This window comes from Ketobacter sp. (assembly GCF_003671495.1).
Lineage (GTDB): Bacteria > Pseudomonadota > Gammaproteobacteria > Pseudomonadales > Ketobacteraceae > Ketobacter.
The window spans coordinates 105,859-122,862 of record NZ_RCHN01000007.1 but is presented as its reverse complement, the minus strand read 5'-3'; the positions used below and the strand labels follow the sequence as shown (position 1 = coordinate 122,862).

Here is a 17,004-nt window from a genome sequence, read left to right as displayed (position 1 = left end):
GGGTGCCTTCCGGCACCCCGCCTTTACCGTCAACACCGCAGGCTCAACCACCAACGCACCACTGACCGTACGCTGGGGTTCCACATGAAGAAGCTTATCAATCAACATCCCACCCGGCCGTTTCGCTGGCTGTTGGGCATCATTCCGTTTTTTATTTTGGTGATTCTGTACATCGGCGCGTCCAATGCCCGACTGGCGGAAAACCCCAACGACAAACTGTTACCCGCCTTCAGCAGCATCGCGGAAGCCATGAACCGGCTGGCCTTTGAGCCCAGCAAGCGCAGCGGAGAATATGTCTTCTGGCAGGACACCATCAGCAGCCTGGAGCGGCTGGCCGTCGGCGTCGGGGTGAGCGCCCTGATCGCCCTGGTCTTGGGTGTGCTGAATGGCACCATTCCTTTTGTGCGCGCCAACCTGTCACCGTTGATCACCGCCATTTCCCTGGTGCCACCCATGGCCATCTTACCCATCCTGTTCATTGTGTTCGGCCTGGGTGAAGCGTCCAAAATCGTGTTGATTGCCATCGGCATCACACCGTTTCTGATCCGCGACATGCAGCAGCGGGTGCTGGAAATCCCCGGCGAGCAGATCATCAAAGCCCAGACCCTGGGGGCCAACACCTGGCAGATCATCGTGCGGGTGGTACTGCCCCAGGTGATGCCGCGCCTGATCGCCAGTGTCCGCCTGTCCCTGGGGGCCGCCTGGCTGTTCCTGATTGCCGCCGAGGCCATTGCCTCCACCGACGGTCTGGGGTACCGGATATTTCTGGTGCGGCGCTACCTTTCCATGGATGTGATCCTGCCCTATGTACTGTGGATCACCCTGCTGGCCTTTGCGGTGGATTACGCACTGCGCCAACTCTCCCAGTGGTTATACCCCTGGTTCCACGACCAGACACCGGAGAGAGCCTGATCATGAGTTACATCAACATCAAAAACGTGTGGAAGGAATACGGCGATCAGGTGGTGCTGGAACGCATCAACAGCACGGTGGAAGAAGGCGAGTTCATCACCATCGTTGGCGCCTCCGGTTGCGGCAAAACCACGTTCCTGAAAATGCTGCTGGGCACAGAGGCACCCAGCCGGGGCCTGATCACCGTGGCTAACGAACCTTTGCGCTATGAACCGGATGCCCAGCGAGGCATTGTGTTCCAGCGTTATTCCGTGTTCCCCCATATGACGGTGCTGCAAAACGTGGTGCTGGCGCGGGAATTCGAAAAGAGCCGGTTCCTGTCTCGCTTGTTTGGCCGCGCCAGAAAGCAGGCCATCGAGGAAGCACTCACCATGATCGAGGCAGTGGGACTGAGTGCTGCGGCCAACAAGTATCCCCACGAACTGTCCGGCGGTATGCAGCAACGCCTGGCCATCGCCCAGGCCCTGATCAAGAAGCCCCGCATCCTGCTGTTGGATGAACCCTTCGGTGCTTTGGACCCCGGCATCCGTGCCGACATGCACCAGTTGGTGCTGGAGCTGTGGCGGCGCTACAAGCTCACTATTTTTATGATCACCCACGATCTGAAAGAAGGCTTTTATCTCGGCACCCGACTGTGGGTGTTCGACAAGGATCGCATTGATCCCCACCACCCTGGGGCGTTCGGCGCCCGCATCACCTACGACGTGCCGGTGGGCTCGGTGGACCAGAAAGCCAGCGAAAAAATCCGTGAATCCCTGCAGCAGCACAACGCCGCCCAGGACGAACCAGAACTGAGTGGAGTCTCATCATGACGGAACCCCTGTATCAATACACCCTGCCAGCCGCCGCCCACTGGTCCCTGCGGGTGCGCCGCGGCGCCAGCCTGCGCCTGACCGATGTGGAAGGTGGCGCCAACCTGGGGATGATGTTCTATAACCCGGAAGACCTGCTGGAAAAATACAACGCGCCGGACACCCTGAAGTGCCAGCACACCTTCAAACTCACCCGTGGCAACTGCTTGTATTCCGATATGGGTCGCATTTTCTGCTCCATCACCGCAGACAGTTTCGGCTGGCACGACACCGTCTGCGGCAACACCAACAAAGAGATGACTGCAAAAAAATGGGGCGAAAAAGATTACCAGGCAGCCCGCAATGAATGGCATCAGAATGGCTACGACAGCTTTCTGGTGGAGTTGGCCAAATACGGTTTGAACGGTAAGGATCTGGCGTCCAACCTCAACCTGTTCAGCAAAGTCGTGGTGGACGACAGCGGCAACCTGAGCCTGGATACGGCTGCTGCCCAGGCCGGCGCCCAGATCACCCTGCGCTTTGAAATGGATACCCTGGTGATCATGCACAGCTGCCCACACCCGTTGAACCCGGCCAGCGAGTATCCTTACAAGCCAGTGCATTGCGAACTGCTGCCCTCAGCAGCAGTGGCCGACGACGATTACTGCCTGAACTTCCGCCCGGAAAACCGGCGCGGTTTTGAAAACAATCGCCTTTATCATTTTTTTCGCTAGGAGATCGGCATCATGATCGTAGAAAGTGAAAAACAGGCCGCCGCGGCCATTTTCAGTGAAGTGGTTCCAGCGGGGGATTATTTTCTCAAGGTGGTCGAGGCTGGACAAACCTTTCGCATTCTGGATCTGGAAGGCAACCAGGCCGCAGACACCCTGTTTTACAACGCGAACGATGTGTCGGAGCGCTACAGCGCCATGGATACCATTCGCGAGCAGGGCAATGTCTATCTCACCGCCGGGACAAAACTGTTGTCCAATCTCGGCAATGAAATGCTCACCATTGTGGCGGATACCTGTGGCCGGCACGACACCCTGGGTGGCGCCTGTGCCACCGAGAGCAACACGGTTCGCTATGATCTGGAGAAGCGCTGCATGCATGCCTGTCGCGACAGCTGGATGCTGGCCATCGCCGAACACGAAGAGCTGGGGCTGACCAAACGGGACATCACCCACAACATCAATTTCTTTATGAATGTGCCGGTGACGGCAGCAGGCGGACTGACCTTTGCCGATGGCATTTCCGCTCCCGGCAAGTATGTGGAGATGACCGCCGCCATGGACGTGATTGTACTGATTTCCAATTGCCCGCAACTGAACAACCCTTGTAACGGGTACAACCCCACACCCGTCGAAGTACTGATCTGGAACTGACGTATTCACCCTGACGTATTCACCCTGAACAGGACGACCTGCTTCAGCAACCGATAACGGGACGACCCGTAAGTGAATCGATATGTTGAACAAAGTACTGATCGCTAATCGTGGTGCCATCGCGGTCCGCGTTATCCGCACCCTGCAACAGATGGGCATTCATTCCGTAGCCGTGTATGCCGAGGCCGATGCCGATTCCCTGCATGTGCTGCAGGCCGATACTGCCGTGAGTTTGGGTGCCGGCACAGCGCGGGAAACCTACCTCAATCAGGATAAGCTGTTTGACATCATCGCCCGGGAAGGGGTGGATGCAGTGCACCCGGGCTATGGTTTTCTCAGCGAAAACCCGGAATTTGTGGAACGTTGCGAGGCCAACGGCATCGCATTCATCGGCCCCACCGCCGACCAGATGCGGGTGTTCGGCCTCAAGCACACCGCCCGCGAAGTGGCGCAGCAAAGTGATGTCCCCCTGTTGCCGGGTACGGATCTGTTGACCTCGCTTGACCAGGCCCTGCAGGCCGCCAACCGCATCGGCTATCCGGTGATGCTGAAGAGTACCGCCGGTGGCGGCGGCATTGGCATGCAAACCTGCTTCAACGATTCTCAACTGGAGAAAGCCTTCGACAGCGTCAAACGTTTGAGTGCCAACAACTTCAGCAACGACGGTGTATTTCTGGAAAAGTACATTGAGCACGCCCGCCATATCGAAGTGCAGGTGTTCGGCGACGGCGCCGGCAATGCCCTGGCGTTGGGGGAGCGGGATTGTTCCGCCCAACGGCGCAACCAGAAAGTCCTGGAGGAAACCCCGGCCCCCAATCTGAGTGACGACATACGTACCACATTACATGAGGTGGCCAAACGCCTGGTGGCTTCGGTGCAGTACCGCAATGCCGGCACCGTGGAATTCATTTACGATCAGGCCGCAGCGAAATTCTATTTTCTGGAAGTGAACACCCGCCTGCAGGTGGAACACGGCGTGACAGAACAGGTGTATGGTGTGGACCTGGTGCAATGGATGGTGCAACTGGCCGCAGGTGACCTGCCCCCTTTGCCCACTCTGGGGGCTGACTTGCATCCCAAAGGCCATGCATTGCAGGCCCGGGTGTATGCCGAAAATCCCCACAAGCAATTCCAACCCAGCGCGGGGTTGCTGTCGGCGGTGGAATTGCCGGCAGCGGACGGCAAGCACCTGCGCATTGACCACTGGATCAGTGCCGGGCTGGAAGTCTCTCCCTTCTTTGATCCCATGCTGGCCAAAGTCATTACCTGGGCCGACACCCGGGAGCAGGCCATTGCCGATCTGGACGCTGCACTGCAACGTTGTACCATCCAGGGCATCGAGACCAATATGGATTATGTGCAAACCATTCTGCACACCGACGTTTTCAAACAGGGCCGCATCCACACCCGCTACCTGAATGACCTGGCCTATCAGCCAGGCACCCTGGATGTGATCATGCCCGGCACCCTGACCACGATTCAGGATCATCCCGGTCGAACCGGTTACTGGGATGTGGGTGTGCCCCCCTCCGGCCCGTTTGACGGCTATTCCTTCCGTCTGGGGAATGAAATGCTGGGTAACCCGCAGGATGCCGCCGGCCTGGAAATTACCGTCAATGGGCCCACGCTGCAATTCAATTGCGCCACTCAAATTGTGATTACCGGTGCGCCGCTGGATGCTACCCTGGACAACCAACCCCTGCCCAACTGGCAGGTGCAGGCGGTACAGGCCGGGCAGGTATTGAAGATGGGTAAGGTACAGGGTGCCGGTGCCCGCGCCCATTTGCTCATAGCCGGAGGGCTGGACGGCAATCTTTACCTGGGCTCCCGCGCCACCTTCACCCTGGGTCAGTTCGGCGGATTCAGCGGGCGGGCGTTGCGCAGTGGGGATGTTCTGCATCTGTTGCAGCCGGATCACCCGGTTGCCGTCAAAACCTTGGACGCGGACATCAAACCCGTCATCAGCAATCACTGGCAGTTGCACGTCACCTATGGCCCGCATGGGGCACCGGACTTTTTCACCGAAGAAGACATCACCACTTTTTTTGCTGCCACCTGGGAAGTGCACTACAACTCCAGCCGCACCGGTGTGCGCCTGATCGGACCCAAACCCCAATGGGCCCGCAGCAGCGGTGGCGAAGCCGGCATGCATCCCTCCAACATCCACGACAACGCCTACGCCATCGGCACCGTGGATTTCACCGGCGACATGCCAGTGATACTGGGGCCGGACGGACCTTCTCTGGGAGGCTTTGTGTGCCCGGCCACGGTGGTCACCGCCGACCTGTGGAAATTGGGCCAGCTCAAAGCCGGGGACAAACTGCAATTTATTCCCGTCACCCAGGACACCGCCCATCGTATGGAGCTGGCGCAACAGGCGCAGATTGCAACGCTGGCAGCACAACCGTTTCAACCACCGGTGGCAACACTGGCTGAGTTGAATCCGGTTTATGACCAACTGAGTGCCGACGACAACGGCGTGCAAGTGGTGTATCGACCGGCCGGTGACAAATACCTGCTGGTGGAGTACGGCCCCCAGAAACTGGATATCGAATTGCGCTTTCTGGCCCACACCCTGATGCTGTGGTTGCAGGAACACCAACAGAGCAATCCGAAACTGGCGGCGCTGCAGGAACTCACACCGGGCATCCGCTCCCTGCAGATTCACTACGACAGCCTGCAATTACCGCTGCCGGAGCTGGTGCAGATTCTGAAAACCGCCGAACAGGAATTGCAACGCCACGACGATCTGACGGTACCTTCCCGCATCGTCCACATCCCCTTGAGCTGGGACGATGAAGCCTGCCGACTGGCCATCGAGAAGTACATGCAGTCCGTGCGCAAGGACGCACCCTGGTGCCCCAGCAACATCGAGTTCATTCGCCGCATCAATGGACTGCAGGACATCGAGGCGGTCAAACGCATTGTGTTTGATGCTCACTATGTAGTGATGGGACTGGGGGATGTGTACCTGGGGGCGCCGGTGGCCACACCACTGGACCCACGCCACCGCCTGGTGACCACCAAATACAATCCCGCCCGCACCTGGACCGCGGAAAACTCCGTCGGCATCGGCGGCTCTTATCTGTGTGTGTACGGCATGGAAGGCCCCGGGGGCTATCAGTTCGTGGGCCGCACTTTGCAGATGTGGAACCGCTATCGCAAAACGCCGGAGTTCGAGCAACCCTGGCTCCTGCGCTTCTTTGACCAGATCAAGTTCTACGAAGTCAGCGCCGAAGAACTGCAAACCATCCGTCACCAGTTTCCCCGCGGTCAGTACCCGTTGAAAATTGAGGAAACGGAATTCAGCCTCAGGCAATACCAGCAATTCCTGGCGGACAACCAAAGCAGCATCGATGAGTTCGTGCAGCAGCGGGATGCGGCCTTCGAAACCGAACTGCAGCATTGGATCGACAGCGGCCAGTTCCATTTCGATTCTGCCAGTGTCGGCCACGACCTTGCCGAAGAGGAACATACTCTGGAGGAAGGCTGCGTCGCCATCGACAGTCACGTGGCCGGCAACCTCTGGCAGTGGAACGTCAAAGCCGGCGATCATGTGGCCGCCGGTGATGTGGTCTGCGTATTGGAATCCATGAAAATGGAGATTGATGTGGTTGCGCCGGAGAGCGGCACCATTGTGTCCCTCAACCGGCAGCAAGGACAGCAGGTCAATGCCGGACAACCCCTTTTGATTTTAAAGCAGGATTAGGAGTCAACGCCGTTATGCCGGAACCTACAAGCAGAGATATGACGACCATAGACCTGAAGACCATAGACTTGAAGACCATAGACCTGACCATCAGCGGACTGCAGCAACATTATCGCAACGGGGACTTCACACCGGCGCAGCTGCTGCAACAATTGCGCAGCGCCAACGCTGCCTACAACCAGACCAACCCGGTGTGGATTCACCTGCTCAGTGAAGCAGAACTGGAATCTTACCTGGTGAATCTGGCAGGCAAAACCGTGGACGACTTGCCGTTGTACGGCATTCCCTTTGCCATCAAGGACAACATCGACCTGGCCGGCGTCCCCACCACCGCCGCCTGCCCGGATTTCACCTACACACCGCAGGAAAATGCCTTTGTAGTGCAATTGCTGTTGCAGGCCGGCGCCATTCCCCTGGGCAAAACCAACCTGGACCAGTTCGCCACCGGACTGGTGGGTGTACGCTCCCCCGCGCCCTGGGGGCCCTGCCACAATGCTTTGAATCCGGACTACCTCTCCGGCGGTTCCAGTTCCGGTTCCGGCGTCACCGTGGCCCGCGGCCTGGTGAGTTTTTCCCTGGGCACAGACACCGCCGGTTCCGGCCGGGTACCCGCCTCACTCAATAACATCGTGGGGCTGAAGCCCAGCAAAGGCCTGTTCAGTACCCGCGGCCTGGTACCCGCCTGTCGCAGCCTGGATTGCATCACCGTGTTTGCACTGACGGTGGAGGACGCCAATACGGTGTTCGATGTGGCCGCGCAATTTGATGGGGAGGATCCCTTTTCCCGACCCAACCCTTACGAAAACGGCAAGCGCTATTTCTCCGCCGAAACCTCTGGCCCAACCATCGGCGTACCGGCGGCCTCCCAGTTGAATTTTTTCGGCAACGCAGAAGCACAGGCGCTGTTTGCCGCCGGCCTGAAGCAGTTGGAAGCCATCGGCGCCACTCTGGTGGAGCTGGATTTCGAGCCCTTTGCCAGCGCCGCCCGCCTGCTTTACGAAGGCCCCTGGGTGGCAGAACGCTACCTGGCCACCCAGCCATTGATCGAGCGCTCGCCGGAATCCATGTTGCCGGTCATCCAGACCATCATCGGCGGCGGCAGCAAACCCAGCGCACTGGATGCGTTCCGCGCCCAGTACCAACTGCAGGCGTACGGCCAACAGGCCCGCCAGGAACTGGCCAAAGTGGACGCGGTGGTGATCCCCACCAACGGCACCATCTATACCGTGCAAGAGGTGCTGGACAACCCCATTCAGCTGAACAGCAACCTGGGCTATTACACCAATTTCATGAACCTGCTGGATTGCAGCGCGGTGGCAGTACCCTCGGGCTTTTATGGCAACGGCGTCGGCTTCGGCATCACCCTCTTTCACTCGGCCCTGCAGGACAAGCGCCTGTTGTCCCTGGCGGCAGCACTGCAGCAGTCCACGGCACTCCCTTTGGGGGCCACAGCCATCCCCTTGCGCCCGGCCCGCTCCCTCAAACCGGCGCCCGCCACCATCAACGTAGTGGTGTGCGGTGCCCACCTGGATGGCCTGCCCTTGAACTGGCAGCTCACCGAGCGGGGTGCAACCCTGCTGGAAGCCACCCACTCGGCCCCCTGCTATAAACTCTATGCCCTGGCCGGTGGACCGCCCTATCGTCCCGGCATGGTGCGGGTGGACAGCGGCGGTGTCGCCATCCCGGTGGAGGTGTGGCAGGTCCCCATGCAACACTTCGGCAGCTTTGTGGCCGAAATCCCCGCCCCCCTGGGCATCGGCAAAGTGCAATTGCAGGACGGGCGCTGGGAAAGCGGTTTCATCTGTGAACCCTATGGCCTGGCAGGCGCAGAGGACATCACCGCATTACAGGGTTGGCGGGCCTACCTGCAACAGGCCGTCCCCAAATGACAAGCCAAATGTCCGCTCACCCCCTGTTCTGGCGCGCCATCTGTCTTTAAAGTACGACGGCATAACAAAACAGACAGGAAAAGAGCATGAAATCACTGAACCAAAAAGTGGTGGCCCTCACCGGTGCCGCCTCCGGCATCGGTCGCGCCCTGGCCCAGGAACTGGCGGCGAAAGGGGCCATTCTCGCCCTGGCGGATGTGAATGCAGCGGGCTTGCAGGAAACCGTCGACAGCCTGCCCGCCGGCACCCGGGTCTCCACCCATGCCGTGGATGTGGCGAACAAAGAGCAGGTGTATCAGTGGGCAGAAGCCGTGGTGCAAACCCATGGCGGTGTGGATGTGATCATCAACAACGCAGGGGTGGCTTCACAGGGGTTGATTGAGGATCTCAACTACGACGACTTCAACTGGGTTTTCGATATTGTGTTTTATGGCGTGCTGTATGGCACCAAAGCGTTCCTGCCTTACCTGCGCCAGCGGCCGGAAGGTCACATCGTCAACATATCCAGTGTGAACGGATTTTTTCCGTTTCCCAGCAACGGCCCTTACAACTGCGCCAAGCACGCGGTGAAAGCCTTGAACCAAACCCTGATCCAGGAACTGCGCGACAGCAACATCCACATCACCTCCGTGCACCCCGGCGGCATCAAAACCAACATCGTTCGCAACAGCCGCATCGTCAAACCCCTCTCCCCCAAGCTCAGCAAGGAACAGGCTGCCGCCCGCTTTGAGAAAATCGCCGGCACCACCGCCGACCAGGCCGCCCGCATCATCATCAACGGCATCCTCAAAAACAAAGAGCGTCTGCTGGTGGGTAAGGACGCCTATGTGCTGGACTTGCTGACCCGCACCTTTCCCCAGGGTTTCTCCAACCTGGTGGGCCGCATCATGCTGCGGGAATGAACCCACGGCCTTGTTGCTCGTTCGTTGTGGGTAGGCGCCGGAACCTGGCCTTGCTTGTCATCAGAGGCCATAGGACTGCGCCTGCGCTGCTGTTACAGTGATCAAACTGCATCCAGACACTGAATAACGACAATAAGAACATGACCAAACGCAAGCACAACTGGGAACAACAGCCGGTTCCCGCCCTGTTTCCCCGGGTGTATCTGGAATACGCCCAGGCCCAGGGCCTGGAGGTTGCCATGGTGCTGTCCCGGGCCGGATTACCCGCCACCCTGCCCCAGCAGCCCCACCCGGAGTTGTCGTTTCTGCAGTTGCGGGATCTGGTGAACGCCATCATCCAGGCCCTGGGAGACGACAGCCTGGGGGTGGACATCGGCCTGCGCCTGCCCCCCACCGCCTATGGCAACCTGGGTTATGCCTTACTCTGCAGCGAAACCCTGGAACAGGCGGCCAGCCTGTTAATCCGCTATTGGAATCTGCTGGGGCGTGCGGTCAACGTGTCCCTCAGCACCGAAGCGCCCCAATGTGTGCTGGATCTGAACCATGTATTCCCACTGCCAGCGCCGCTGGACCATCTCAGCTATGAATCCACCATGGCCAGCTTTCACCGCGGCTTTCAACTGCTGGTGGCTGCCCGGGAGGAGGACATGGAAATCTGGTTCCAGCGCCCGCCACCCGCCTATGCCGACAAAATCCGCGCGCTGCTGGGCAACGTACACTTTGATATGCCCGCCAATCAGTTCCGTTTTCGTACCGAGCTCATGCAGAAGCGCTTGCCCATGCACAACCCCACCGGTTTACAGTTCGCCATCCAGCAATGCCAGCGGGAAGAAGCCCTCCTCAACGACAGCGGTTATGTGCTGCGGGAAAAAGTGCGGCAGGAAATGGTCTATGGTCCGGAAGGCTACGCCACCCTGGAGGACATCAGCCAGCGCCTGAACATGACCGCCCGCACCCTGCGCCGCAAACTGGAGGAGGAAGGCACTCACTTCAAAGCTCTGTTGGAAGAGGCCAAGCGCCGGGACGCCATCCAACTGCTGGACGATCGCAATCTGGAGATCCAGCGGGTGGCCACCCTGCTGGGCTACCAGGACCCGGCCAACTTTACCCGGGCCTTTCGGCAGTGGACCGGCCAGACCCCCAGCCAGTATCGGCAAACCCGTGATAATTCCTGAGCCCAATTCATGGTAACCGGCTCCGTCTGGTCAGGTTTTACCAGCCTGGTCGCGACAGGCTTCGTCGGCAAACTCAAACTCCAGCGTGGTGTAGGCCAGATTGAACTGTGCCAGCCGCTCCGCAAGCAGCGCCTTCAATTGCAACTGCGCGGCGACACTGACGCTGTCCGCCAGCACCAGGTGCGCGGTGAGGACGTGGTGCTCACCGTCCAGGGACCACAGATGCAGGTGATGGGCGCTGTCCACCCCGGCAGTGGCCACCAAGGTCTCCCGCACCCGGGTCAACAGCGCCGCATCCGGCACCGCCTGGAAAAACAGTTTGCCGGTGCTCCACAGCAAACGCGCCACGTTCAGCAGAATAAACAGGGTGAAGACGATGGACAGCAACGGATCGAGGATCGGCCAGTCCACAAACTGCATCACCAGCGCCACCACCAGCACCGCCACCCAGCCGAACACATCCTCCATCAGGTGCCAGTTCAGCACCCGCTCGTTGAGGGTGGTGCCGGCACTGAGCCGATACGCGGCGTACCCGTTCACCGCCACCCCCAGCACCGCCAGGGCCAGCATGCCTTCGGTCACTGGCATCACCGGGTCCATCAGGCGGGGCAATGCCTCGCTCAAGACCCAGATGGACCCGGCCACCAGCACCACCCCATTGAGCAACGCGCCAAACAGGGACAAGCGCTGGTAGCCATAGGTGAATTCATCATCCGCCGAACGCTTGCCCATGCGGTTGAGCAACCAGGCACTGCCGATGGACAGGCTGTCCCCCAGATCGTGCACCGCATCCGCCATAATGGCGGTGCTGTTGGTGAGCCAGCCCCCCACAAACTCTATCACTGCAAAGATCAGGTTAAGGAAAAAGGCGATGCCAATACGCCGGTCACTGCTGTCCTGGCCGGTATGATGATGGCCGTGGTTATGGCCATGATGGTGATGGTGCCCATGTGAATGCATTTCGAACCCTTTTCGATCAAGAAACCGTGGAATCCTGGCCCAGGGACGGACTGGCCTGGGCGCTGTTTTCATCCCGTACCTGATACAACCACTGCAACATCTTCTGCGTCAACTCGTCCAGCACTGCATTCAGATTCAGGCCGGGGGGCGGCATCAACGCCATCTGCAACAGGGTGGCACCGGTCATGGTGGTGATCAGATAGAGGGATTCCCGCGACAGCTGGATCAGGTATTGCTCCCGGGTCTTGCTGGCCCCCACCAGCGCCAGCCGGAACAACTCCGTGCGCATGCCCGCCACCGCCGGCACCTGATAGATAAACGGCACCTGGAACAACAACACCTTCAACAGCCGGTGCTCCTCCCGCGAGATGCCGTACAGGCTGTAGATCCAGGTACGCATGGCCTCTTCCAGCGCCAGGGTCTCGGCGTGCTGCAGGGCCGCCTGCATCTTCGCCAGCATGCTTTCCACCAGCCGGGTGGCCACCGCCGCCACAATGGCCTCCTTGCCGGGAAAGTACTCATACACCGAGCCGATGCTGACCCCGGCCCGCTCCGCAATGCCGTTGGTGGTCAAACCGGCGTAGCCCTCCTCCTCCAAAACCTGAGCACTTGCTTGGATTATGGCGTGACAAGTGGCCTTGGCACGGGCCTGTTTTGGCTCTTTTTTATATTGTAAATCAAGTGTTTGCTTCTTGCTCAAGTGTGCTCTCACCCACCCTTCAATATCCGAGTTTTTCTGAATATATGCTTGGTTTAGGATACCCTAAACCGTCATAACAGTGAGCAAGATTATGAATTCTGCCGCACGAAAACTGGAAAACGCCCTCGAGACGCCGGAATCCGGCAGCAAGAAACAGCCTATTCAGAGCCAGTGGGAAGAGCACTCCGCCGCAGAACTGGACCGCGCGATCCCCGGCTGCATCGACAGCATCGGCCTGCTCAGCGGCCCCGCCAACACTATTATGCAACTGGCTTACCCCGGTGTTGGCCACGGCGTTATGGAAAGCCGGGTGGAATCCGGCTCCATCCTGCTGCACCCCATCAAGCGCGCCCGCACCACCCTGAGCTACCTGTCGGTCGCCTTTTATGGCACCTCCGAAGAAAAACTGGCCTATCGTCGTGCCATTAACGAAGCCCACGCCCAGGTGACCTCCACGGAATCCTCCCCCATCAAATACCGGGGACTGGACCCCAACCTGCAATTATGGGTTGCCGCCTGCCTGTTCTGGGGTCACATTGATGTTTATGAAAAACTGCGTGGCCCCATGTCAAAAGCCGACCAGGCCCGCTTCTATGAATTCGCCAAACCGCTGGGCACCACCCTGCAGGTGCGCCCCGACATGTGGCCCGAAGACATTGATGCCTTCTGGGTCTACTGGAACGAAACCCTGGACACCCTGGTGATCCCGGACGACGTTAAAAACTGGCTGATGCAGCTGGTGGACCTGAGCTTCCTGAGCCCCATCACCCACAAAACCCTGGGCGGTTTCGCCAAACTGATGACCACCGGCTTCCTGCATCCGAAAATCCGGGCGCAAATGGACCTGCCCTGGGGGCCAAAAGAGCAGCGCCGCTTCCAGCGCGTCATCAAGGTACTGGCCACCGTCAACAACGCCATGCCCCGACGCCTGCGTCAGCTGCCGGGACTGGCTTTGATGTGGGATTTCCGCCGCCGCCTGAACAAGGGCCTGCCCCTGCGCTGAGCACCTGCCCATCGCCAGTTGCAATCTGTGACCCAGGGACGGGTCCTGCACCATCCCATCTGAACTCACCAGGGCAAATCAAACGCCCGGGCTTTCGCCACCGCCTCTTCGTAATCCGCCGCCAACAGAAACCCGGCTGCCCGTGCTGCGTCCGCCGCGGCAACGTATTGCGTCACGTAATCCTGCCGACTGGGATAGAGCGTCTTTAATTTCTCCTGCGTAAAGGGCACCGTGTTCCCCAGAAACGGGCAAGCAAAGGAATTCACCAGAACATTGCCGGCGCTGCCCAGCGCACCGTAATTGGCGTAGTTGTGGGTGGCAGTGGGCACCTCCAGCTCCGGCAAGCGAATACCACCGGTGGCGTTGCCATGATCATCACGCACCACCTGCCAGCGCTGGTATTCGATACGGGGTGACTGCGGTGGCGCCTCCCCGGTCAACACCCAGCGCCGCAAATGGGACAGTGCCGCGTTCACCACATAATGCTGGGGCACCTGGTTCAGGTCATTGCGGCAATCCAGGGCAATATTCGACAGGGCAGGAAAATCCCGCTGGTATTGCGGCAACAAGGTACTGACACCGTACTCATCGTAGTGAGAAGCGCCGGGCAATTCCCAACTGCGCAAAAAGTCCGTGTCGTCCTGACGCACCAGGCGGAACAGGAACATAAACACATCCTGCTCCGTTTCAAATTGCAGAATTTTCAGCTGATTGTCGTCACGGATAAAAGCCCGCGACGGCGCGGCCAGGGTGATACCCGCCTGCAGCGGCGCCGCTGAGAAAAAACGGGAATACAGCAGCATGGCGTCATACACGTCCACCGCGTCCGCTTGGAACGCATTCACATAGGTGGTTAAACGAATGGCCGACTGCGACTCCCCAGCGCCGATAACGCCGCTCACCGTCAGGCCGCCCAGCAGCTGCGCCGATTGTTGTTTTACCGCACGCCCGGCCTGGGAAAAAATATCGTAGGAAAGCCCATCGTTGGGCAGCCGCAATGTGCCGTAACGTTCCCGATCCCAGGACTTCAACATGTTGACCCCGAAAAACTGCGCACTGACCCCCACCCAGGCATAGCCTTCCCGCAACAGCTCATCGTGGGATTGGGCCCAGATCACATCCACATCCATGAAGGCGGTATTGTTGAACCACTCCACCACCACGATGCCATTGAATTGTTCTGGGTCTGCCGGGCGTCGCACCAATAAGCGGGTGGCATAATCCCGCTCCGCTTTGATGGCCACATTCCACTGGCCATCCCTCCGCCAACGCCCATCCGCTTCATAGTAGTGCCCGGTACCGGACATGATGAATTCCTCTTCCAGGTAACCGTAGGCCGCCAGATCCAGGGTTGAGGTGATGAAAGGGCGTTGTTTGATTCCGGCGTCGTGAGGGATTGGCGTCAGCACCGCATCCGGCACCGCGGCCAGCAGCGGAGCGGGCAACAAGCACAGGATAACGCACGGGATAACGCACAACAGCCGGACAAGCCAGCCGCACAGAGGGGTCAGCGCATTGGGCAATCGCATAACAGGGTCCTTTTGTTTTTATATTTTGCTGTTTTATTTTGTTGTTTTTTTATATCGCGCTGAACGCAGGCAGCTTCAAAATATTGAACAAACAGAAGGCGATGCCACTAGCCGCATCATTGTTACTTGAGTGGAAGGCTTCGCGCAACCGGCAGCGGGCAAAAACAGCAAGCCCACTCTCCGGCGTCACTTAAACAATTTGACCGCTGCTTTCTCTTCATAGACCGGGTGATTCAACATTTTCATGATTTGATAATCCACCGCCCAAATAATGCCATGGGCCGGAACTTGCCGCGAGGAATAGTGCTTGAACCCGTTTTTCTCGATACTGGCACCGGCACTGCGATTGACGTTCCCCATGACCGGGTACAACATCAACCAATAGTCATCATAACCGTTCTGCCTGGCCCAGCTCCGCGGGTAAACGTGATCCACATCTGCACAATACGCAAACACATTGTTGTTATCATCCAGAGGCTGAATACCCTCACCTTCTTTTTGCCCGGTGGCGGCCACATAGGCATCGCGATAACGATCACAAGACACTTTGCACCAAACGGTTTTGACTCCATCATTCTTGGTAACCTTGGGCCTTACAATAACCGCATCCCCTTCAAACCCGGACACCTTAGCCAAGTACCCCACCGTTCGGAGTGCCCCATCATCAACCGCCGCAACGGCCACTCTGGGTGTCTTCAAACCAGCCATCATCACCCCCCAACCAACTCACCGCTACGATCAGGCGCCGCGCTTTTGCGCCCTTTCAGCCATTGCTCCACCACTTTGTTTTTCGGTGTTTTCTTACCTTCCATCACCGCAATGTCATAGATTTTGGATTCCATGGGCTCCAGCTCATCTTCAATCTGGCGGAACTCTTTCTTGATCGCCACCAGCTCCTTGGCAGCGGTCACCACGGCGGATTTTTTGATGGTGAAATCCTGCGACTTGAGTTGCATACGACCGCCAAAATAGAATCCGATGATCACGCTGAGCAGCGCCCAATACCCTGGCGGCATCACCTCATAGGCTTTGGCAATCTGAAAAAAGCGCTCAGGGAACAGTGGCGCCAACACAAAGAAGCTGATGATGGCGAACGTCAGCAACGGTCGGGGCAGTCGGTTCAGTCCATCCACAAAGGAATCCCAAGAGCCACCTTTCTGCCGCCCCTGGAATTCCGCGGCAAACTGGTTAAGAGACGCCATGTCCCGACCAATGTCGGCAATTTTTTCGTCGTGTTGTCGCTGCCCCTTGGCTTCCTTGTTTTCCACAAAGACTTCCGCCACCTGCTTGCCGCCGGTAAATATATCGCCTATCGCGCTCCACCATGCCATCACACTATCTCCTGATCACTGAATTCGTTCACCCGGTTCATCCAACCTTTGAGGAATACCCGCTGTGAAGGATTGGCTTCCACAATCAACAGGTAAAAATTGCGTCGTTCCTCGATCAGGGCATCCAACAATACGGTGCCCATTTCCCGTAACGCCCACTCCGCACCGCGGCGGGTATTGGGGCCCACTGCGCCATCCACCGACAGCAGGGGGCGATAACCGGCCTGGTTGCACACGTTCTGTAAAAACTTGATGGCACGCCGCGGACCATGATTGACGGCGGAGTCGAAAATAAATGGCTGGATCAGGTCCGGCAGCGTATCAATGCCGGGACCTTTGTAGTAATTGCGCCGATAGATTTCCTCGGCCACTTCCCGGGACAGGTGTTTAACTTCATCGACGGTGGCAGCGCGGCCATAATAACGGGAGAGGGTTTTCTGGGTGATACCAAAATTGGTGGGACCGCCGCGGTCTGCGGGGTGATCGACGTAGCCGCCTTCGCGTATCAGGACAGCATCGATCATGTCTTCAATCATGTTCATCTGGCTTCCCTATCAAGAGCATTTTCCACAGGTGGACGATGACTTAACTGGCAGGGATTCTGCGCAATCCCTGTGCAGACAACAAAGAACCGTATTGCGGGCAGATCACGGCATCAAGCTCTGACACGTTCATCAGCATAGAGGAGCCATTGCGATGCGCCAAGTCGGCGACATCA

Annotated in this window: 15 protein-coding genes; 9 read left to right on the top strand and 6 right to left on the bottom strand. The window is 58.5% G+C overall.

What is annotated here, in order from left to right; translation table 11 throughout:
• The first annotated feature begins 84 nt into the window (after positions 1-84).
• From D9N14_RS03175 to D9N14_RS03140, 8 genes are all read left to right on the top strand, one after another.
• On the top strand, positions 85-912 hold the full coding sequence (locus tag D9N14_RS03175) for an ABC transporter permease (protein ID WP_290576828.1): 828 nt from the start codon (positions 85-87) through the stop codon (positions 910-912).
• 2 nt (positions 913-914) lie between these two features.
• Positions 915-1,724, top strand: a complete 810-nt coding sequence (locus tag D9N14_RS03170) for an ABC transporter ATP-binding protein (RefSeq protein WP_290576826.1) — start codon at positions 915-917, stop codon at positions 1,722-1,724.
• Complete coding sequence (locus D9N14_RS03165; protein WP_290576812.1) at positions 1,721-2,437, top strand: urea amidolyase associated protein UAAP1; 717 nt, start codon at positions 1,721-1,723, stop codon at positions 2,435-2,437. The genes D9N14_RS03170 and D9N14_RS03165 overlap by 4 nt, the downstream gene beginning before the upstream one ends.
• 12 nt (positions 2,438-2,449) lie before the next feature.
• Positions 2,450-3,088: an urea amidolyase associated protein UAAP2 gene (locus D9N14_RS03160; protein ID WP_290576810.1), complete on the top strand. Its 639-nt coding sequence runs from the start codon at positions 2,450-2,452 to the stop codon at positions 3,086-3,088.
• Positions 3,089-3,170: 82 nt separating this feature from the next.
• Positions 3,171-6,797, top strand: a complete 3,627-nt coding sequence (uca, locus tag D9N14_RS03155; RefSeq protein ID WP_290576808.1) for an urea carboxylase — start codon at positions 3,171-3,173, stop codon at positions 6,795-6,797.
• Between the two features lie 38 nt (positions 6,798-6,835).
• The gene (gene atzF / locus D9N14_RS03150) at positions 6,836-8,686 is read left to right on the top strand and encodes an allophanate hydrolase (protein WP_290576806.1); all 1,851 of its coding nucleotides are present in this window, start codon (positions 6,836-6,838) and stop codon (positions 8,684-8,686) included.
• Positions 8,687-8,772: 86 nt separating this feature from the next.
• Positions 8,773-9,588 (top strand): SDR family NAD(P)-dependent oxidoreductase, encoded by an 816-nt coding sequence (locus tag D9N14_RS03145; RefSeq protein ID WP_290576804.1) that lies wholly within the window; start codon positions 8,773-8,775, stop codon positions 9,586-9,588.
• A 140-nt stretch (positions 9,589-9,728) separates the two neighbouring features.
• Positions 9,729-10,763, top strand: coding sequence for an AraC family transcriptional regulator (locus tag D9N14_RS03140; protein ID WP_290576802.1), 1,035 nt, complete (start codon positions 9,729-9,731; stop codon positions 10,761-10,763).
• Between the two features lie 30 nt (positions 10,764-10,793).
• Here D9N14_RS03140 and D9N14_RS03135 read toward each other — a convergent pair whose 3' ends face one another.
• Both D9N14_RS03135 and D9N14_RS03130 read right to left on the bottom strand, forming a co-directional pair.
• Positions 10,794-11,723 (bottom strand): cation diffusion facilitator family transporter, encoded by a 930-nt coding sequence (locus D9N14_RS03135; protein WP_290576800.1) that lies wholly within the window; start codon positions 11,721-11,723, stop codon positions 10,794-10,796.
• Positions 11,724-11,739: 16 nt separating this feature from the next.
• A complete protein-coding gene (locus D9N14_RS03130) occupies positions 11,740-12,435 on the bottom strand; it encodes a TetR/AcrR family transcriptional regulator (RefSeq protein ID WP_290576798.1) in 696 nt (231 codons plus the stop codon).
• Between the two features lie 79 nt (positions 12,436-12,514).
• Here D9N14_RS03130 and D9N14_RS03125 point away from each other — a divergent pair, with 79 nt between their 5' ends.
• On the top strand, positions 12,515-13,426 hold the full coding sequence (locus D9N14_RS03125) for an oxygenase MpaB family protein (RefSeq protein WP_290576796.1): 912 nt from the start codon (positions 12,515-12,517) through the stop codon (positions 13,424-13,426).
• Between the two features lie 65 nt (positions 13,427-13,491).
• Here D9N14_RS03125 and D9N14_RS03120 read toward each other — a convergent pair whose 3' ends face one another.
• The 4 genes from D9N14_RS03120 to D9N14_RS03105 form a co-directional block, all read right to left on the bottom strand.
• Positions 13,492-14,955 (bottom strand): alpha/beta hydrolase domain-containing protein, encoded by a 1,464-nt coding sequence (locus D9N14_RS03120; protein ID WP_290576794.1) that lies wholly within the window; start codon positions 14,953-14,955, stop codon positions 13,492-13,494.
• Between the two features lie 186 nt (positions 14,956-15,141).
• Positions 15,142-15,639 (bottom strand): hypothetical protein, encoded by a 498-nt coding sequence (locus D9N14_RS03115; protein ID WP_290576792.1) that lies wholly within the window; start codon positions 15,637-15,639, stop codon positions 15,142-15,144.
• A gap of 26 nt (positions 15,640-15,665) precedes the next feature.
• Entirely contained in the window at positions 15,666-16,286 is a 621-nt protein-coding gene (locus tag D9N14_RS03110; RefSeq protein WP_290576790.1) for a 3TM-type holin, read from the bottom strand.
• Positions 16,286-16,828 carry a glycoside hydrolase family 108 protein gene (locus tag D9N14_RS03105; RefSeq protein WP_290576788.1) on the bottom strand — a complete coding sequence of 181 codons (543 nt, stop codon included), beginning with the start codon at positions 16,826-16,828 and terminating at the stop codon, positions 16,286-16,288. Before D9N14_RS03105 ends, D9N14_RS03110 begins: the two co-directional genes overlap by 1 nt.
• Positions 16,829-17,004 lie beyond the last annotated feature (176 nt).

What these genes read in the sequence shown, in the direction of transcription:
- D9N14_RS03175 (WP_290576828.1), top strand. Translation starts at nt 85, where the DNA reads ATGAAGAAGCTTATCAATCAACATCCCACCCGGCCGTTTCGCTGGCTG.
- D9N14_RS03170 (WP_290576826.1), top strand. Translation starts at nt 915, where the DNA reads ATGAGTTACATCAACATCAAAAACGTGTGGAAGGAATACGGCGATCAG.
- D9N14_RS03165 (WP_290576812.1), top strand. Translation starts at nt 1,721, where the DNA reads ATGACGGAACCCCTGTATCAATACACCCTGCCAGCCGCCGCCCACTGG.
- D9N14_RS03160 (WP_290576810.1), top strand. Translation starts at nt 2,450, where the DNA reads ATGATCGTAGAAAGTGAAAAACAGGCCGCCGCGGCCATTTTCAGTGAA.
- uca (WP_290576808.1), top strand. Translation starts at nt 3,171, where the DNA reads ATGTTGAACAAAGTACTGATCGCTAATCGTGGTGCCATCGCGGTCCGC.
- atzF (WP_290576806.1), top strand. Translation starts at nt 6,836, where the DNA reads ATGACGACCATAGACCTGAAGACCATAGACTTGAAGACCATAGACCTG.
- D9N14_RS03145 (WP_290576804.1), top strand. Translation starts at nt 8,773, where the DNA reads ATGAAATCACTGAACCAAAAAGTGGTGGCCCTCACCGGTGCCGCCTCC.
- D9N14_RS03140 (WP_290576802.1), top strand. Translation starts at nt 9,729, where the DNA reads ATGACCAAACGCAAGCACAACTGGGAACAACAGCCGGTTCCCGCCCTG.
- D9N14_RS03135 (WP_290576800.1), bottom strand. Translation starts at nt 11,723, where the DNA reads ATGCATTCACATGGGCACCATCACCATCATGGCCATAACCACGGCCAT.
- D9N14_RS03125 (WP_290576796.1), top strand. Translation starts at nt 12,515, where the DNA reads ATGAATTCTGCCGCACGAAAACTGGAAAACGCCCTCGAGACGCCGGAA.
- D9N14_RS03120 (WP_290576794.1), bottom strand. Translation starts at nt 14,955, where the DNA reads ATGCGATTGCCCAATGCGCTGACCCCTCTGTGCGGCTGGCTTGTCCGG.
- D9N14_RS03110 (WP_290576790.1), bottom strand. Translation starts at nt 16,286, where the DNA reads ATGGCATGGTGGAGCGCGATAGGCGATATATTTACCGGCGGCAAGCAG.
- D9N14_RS03105 (WP_290576788.1), bottom strand. Translation starts at nt 16,828, where the DNA reads ATGAACATGATTGAAGACATGATCGATGCTGTCCTGATACGCGAAGGC.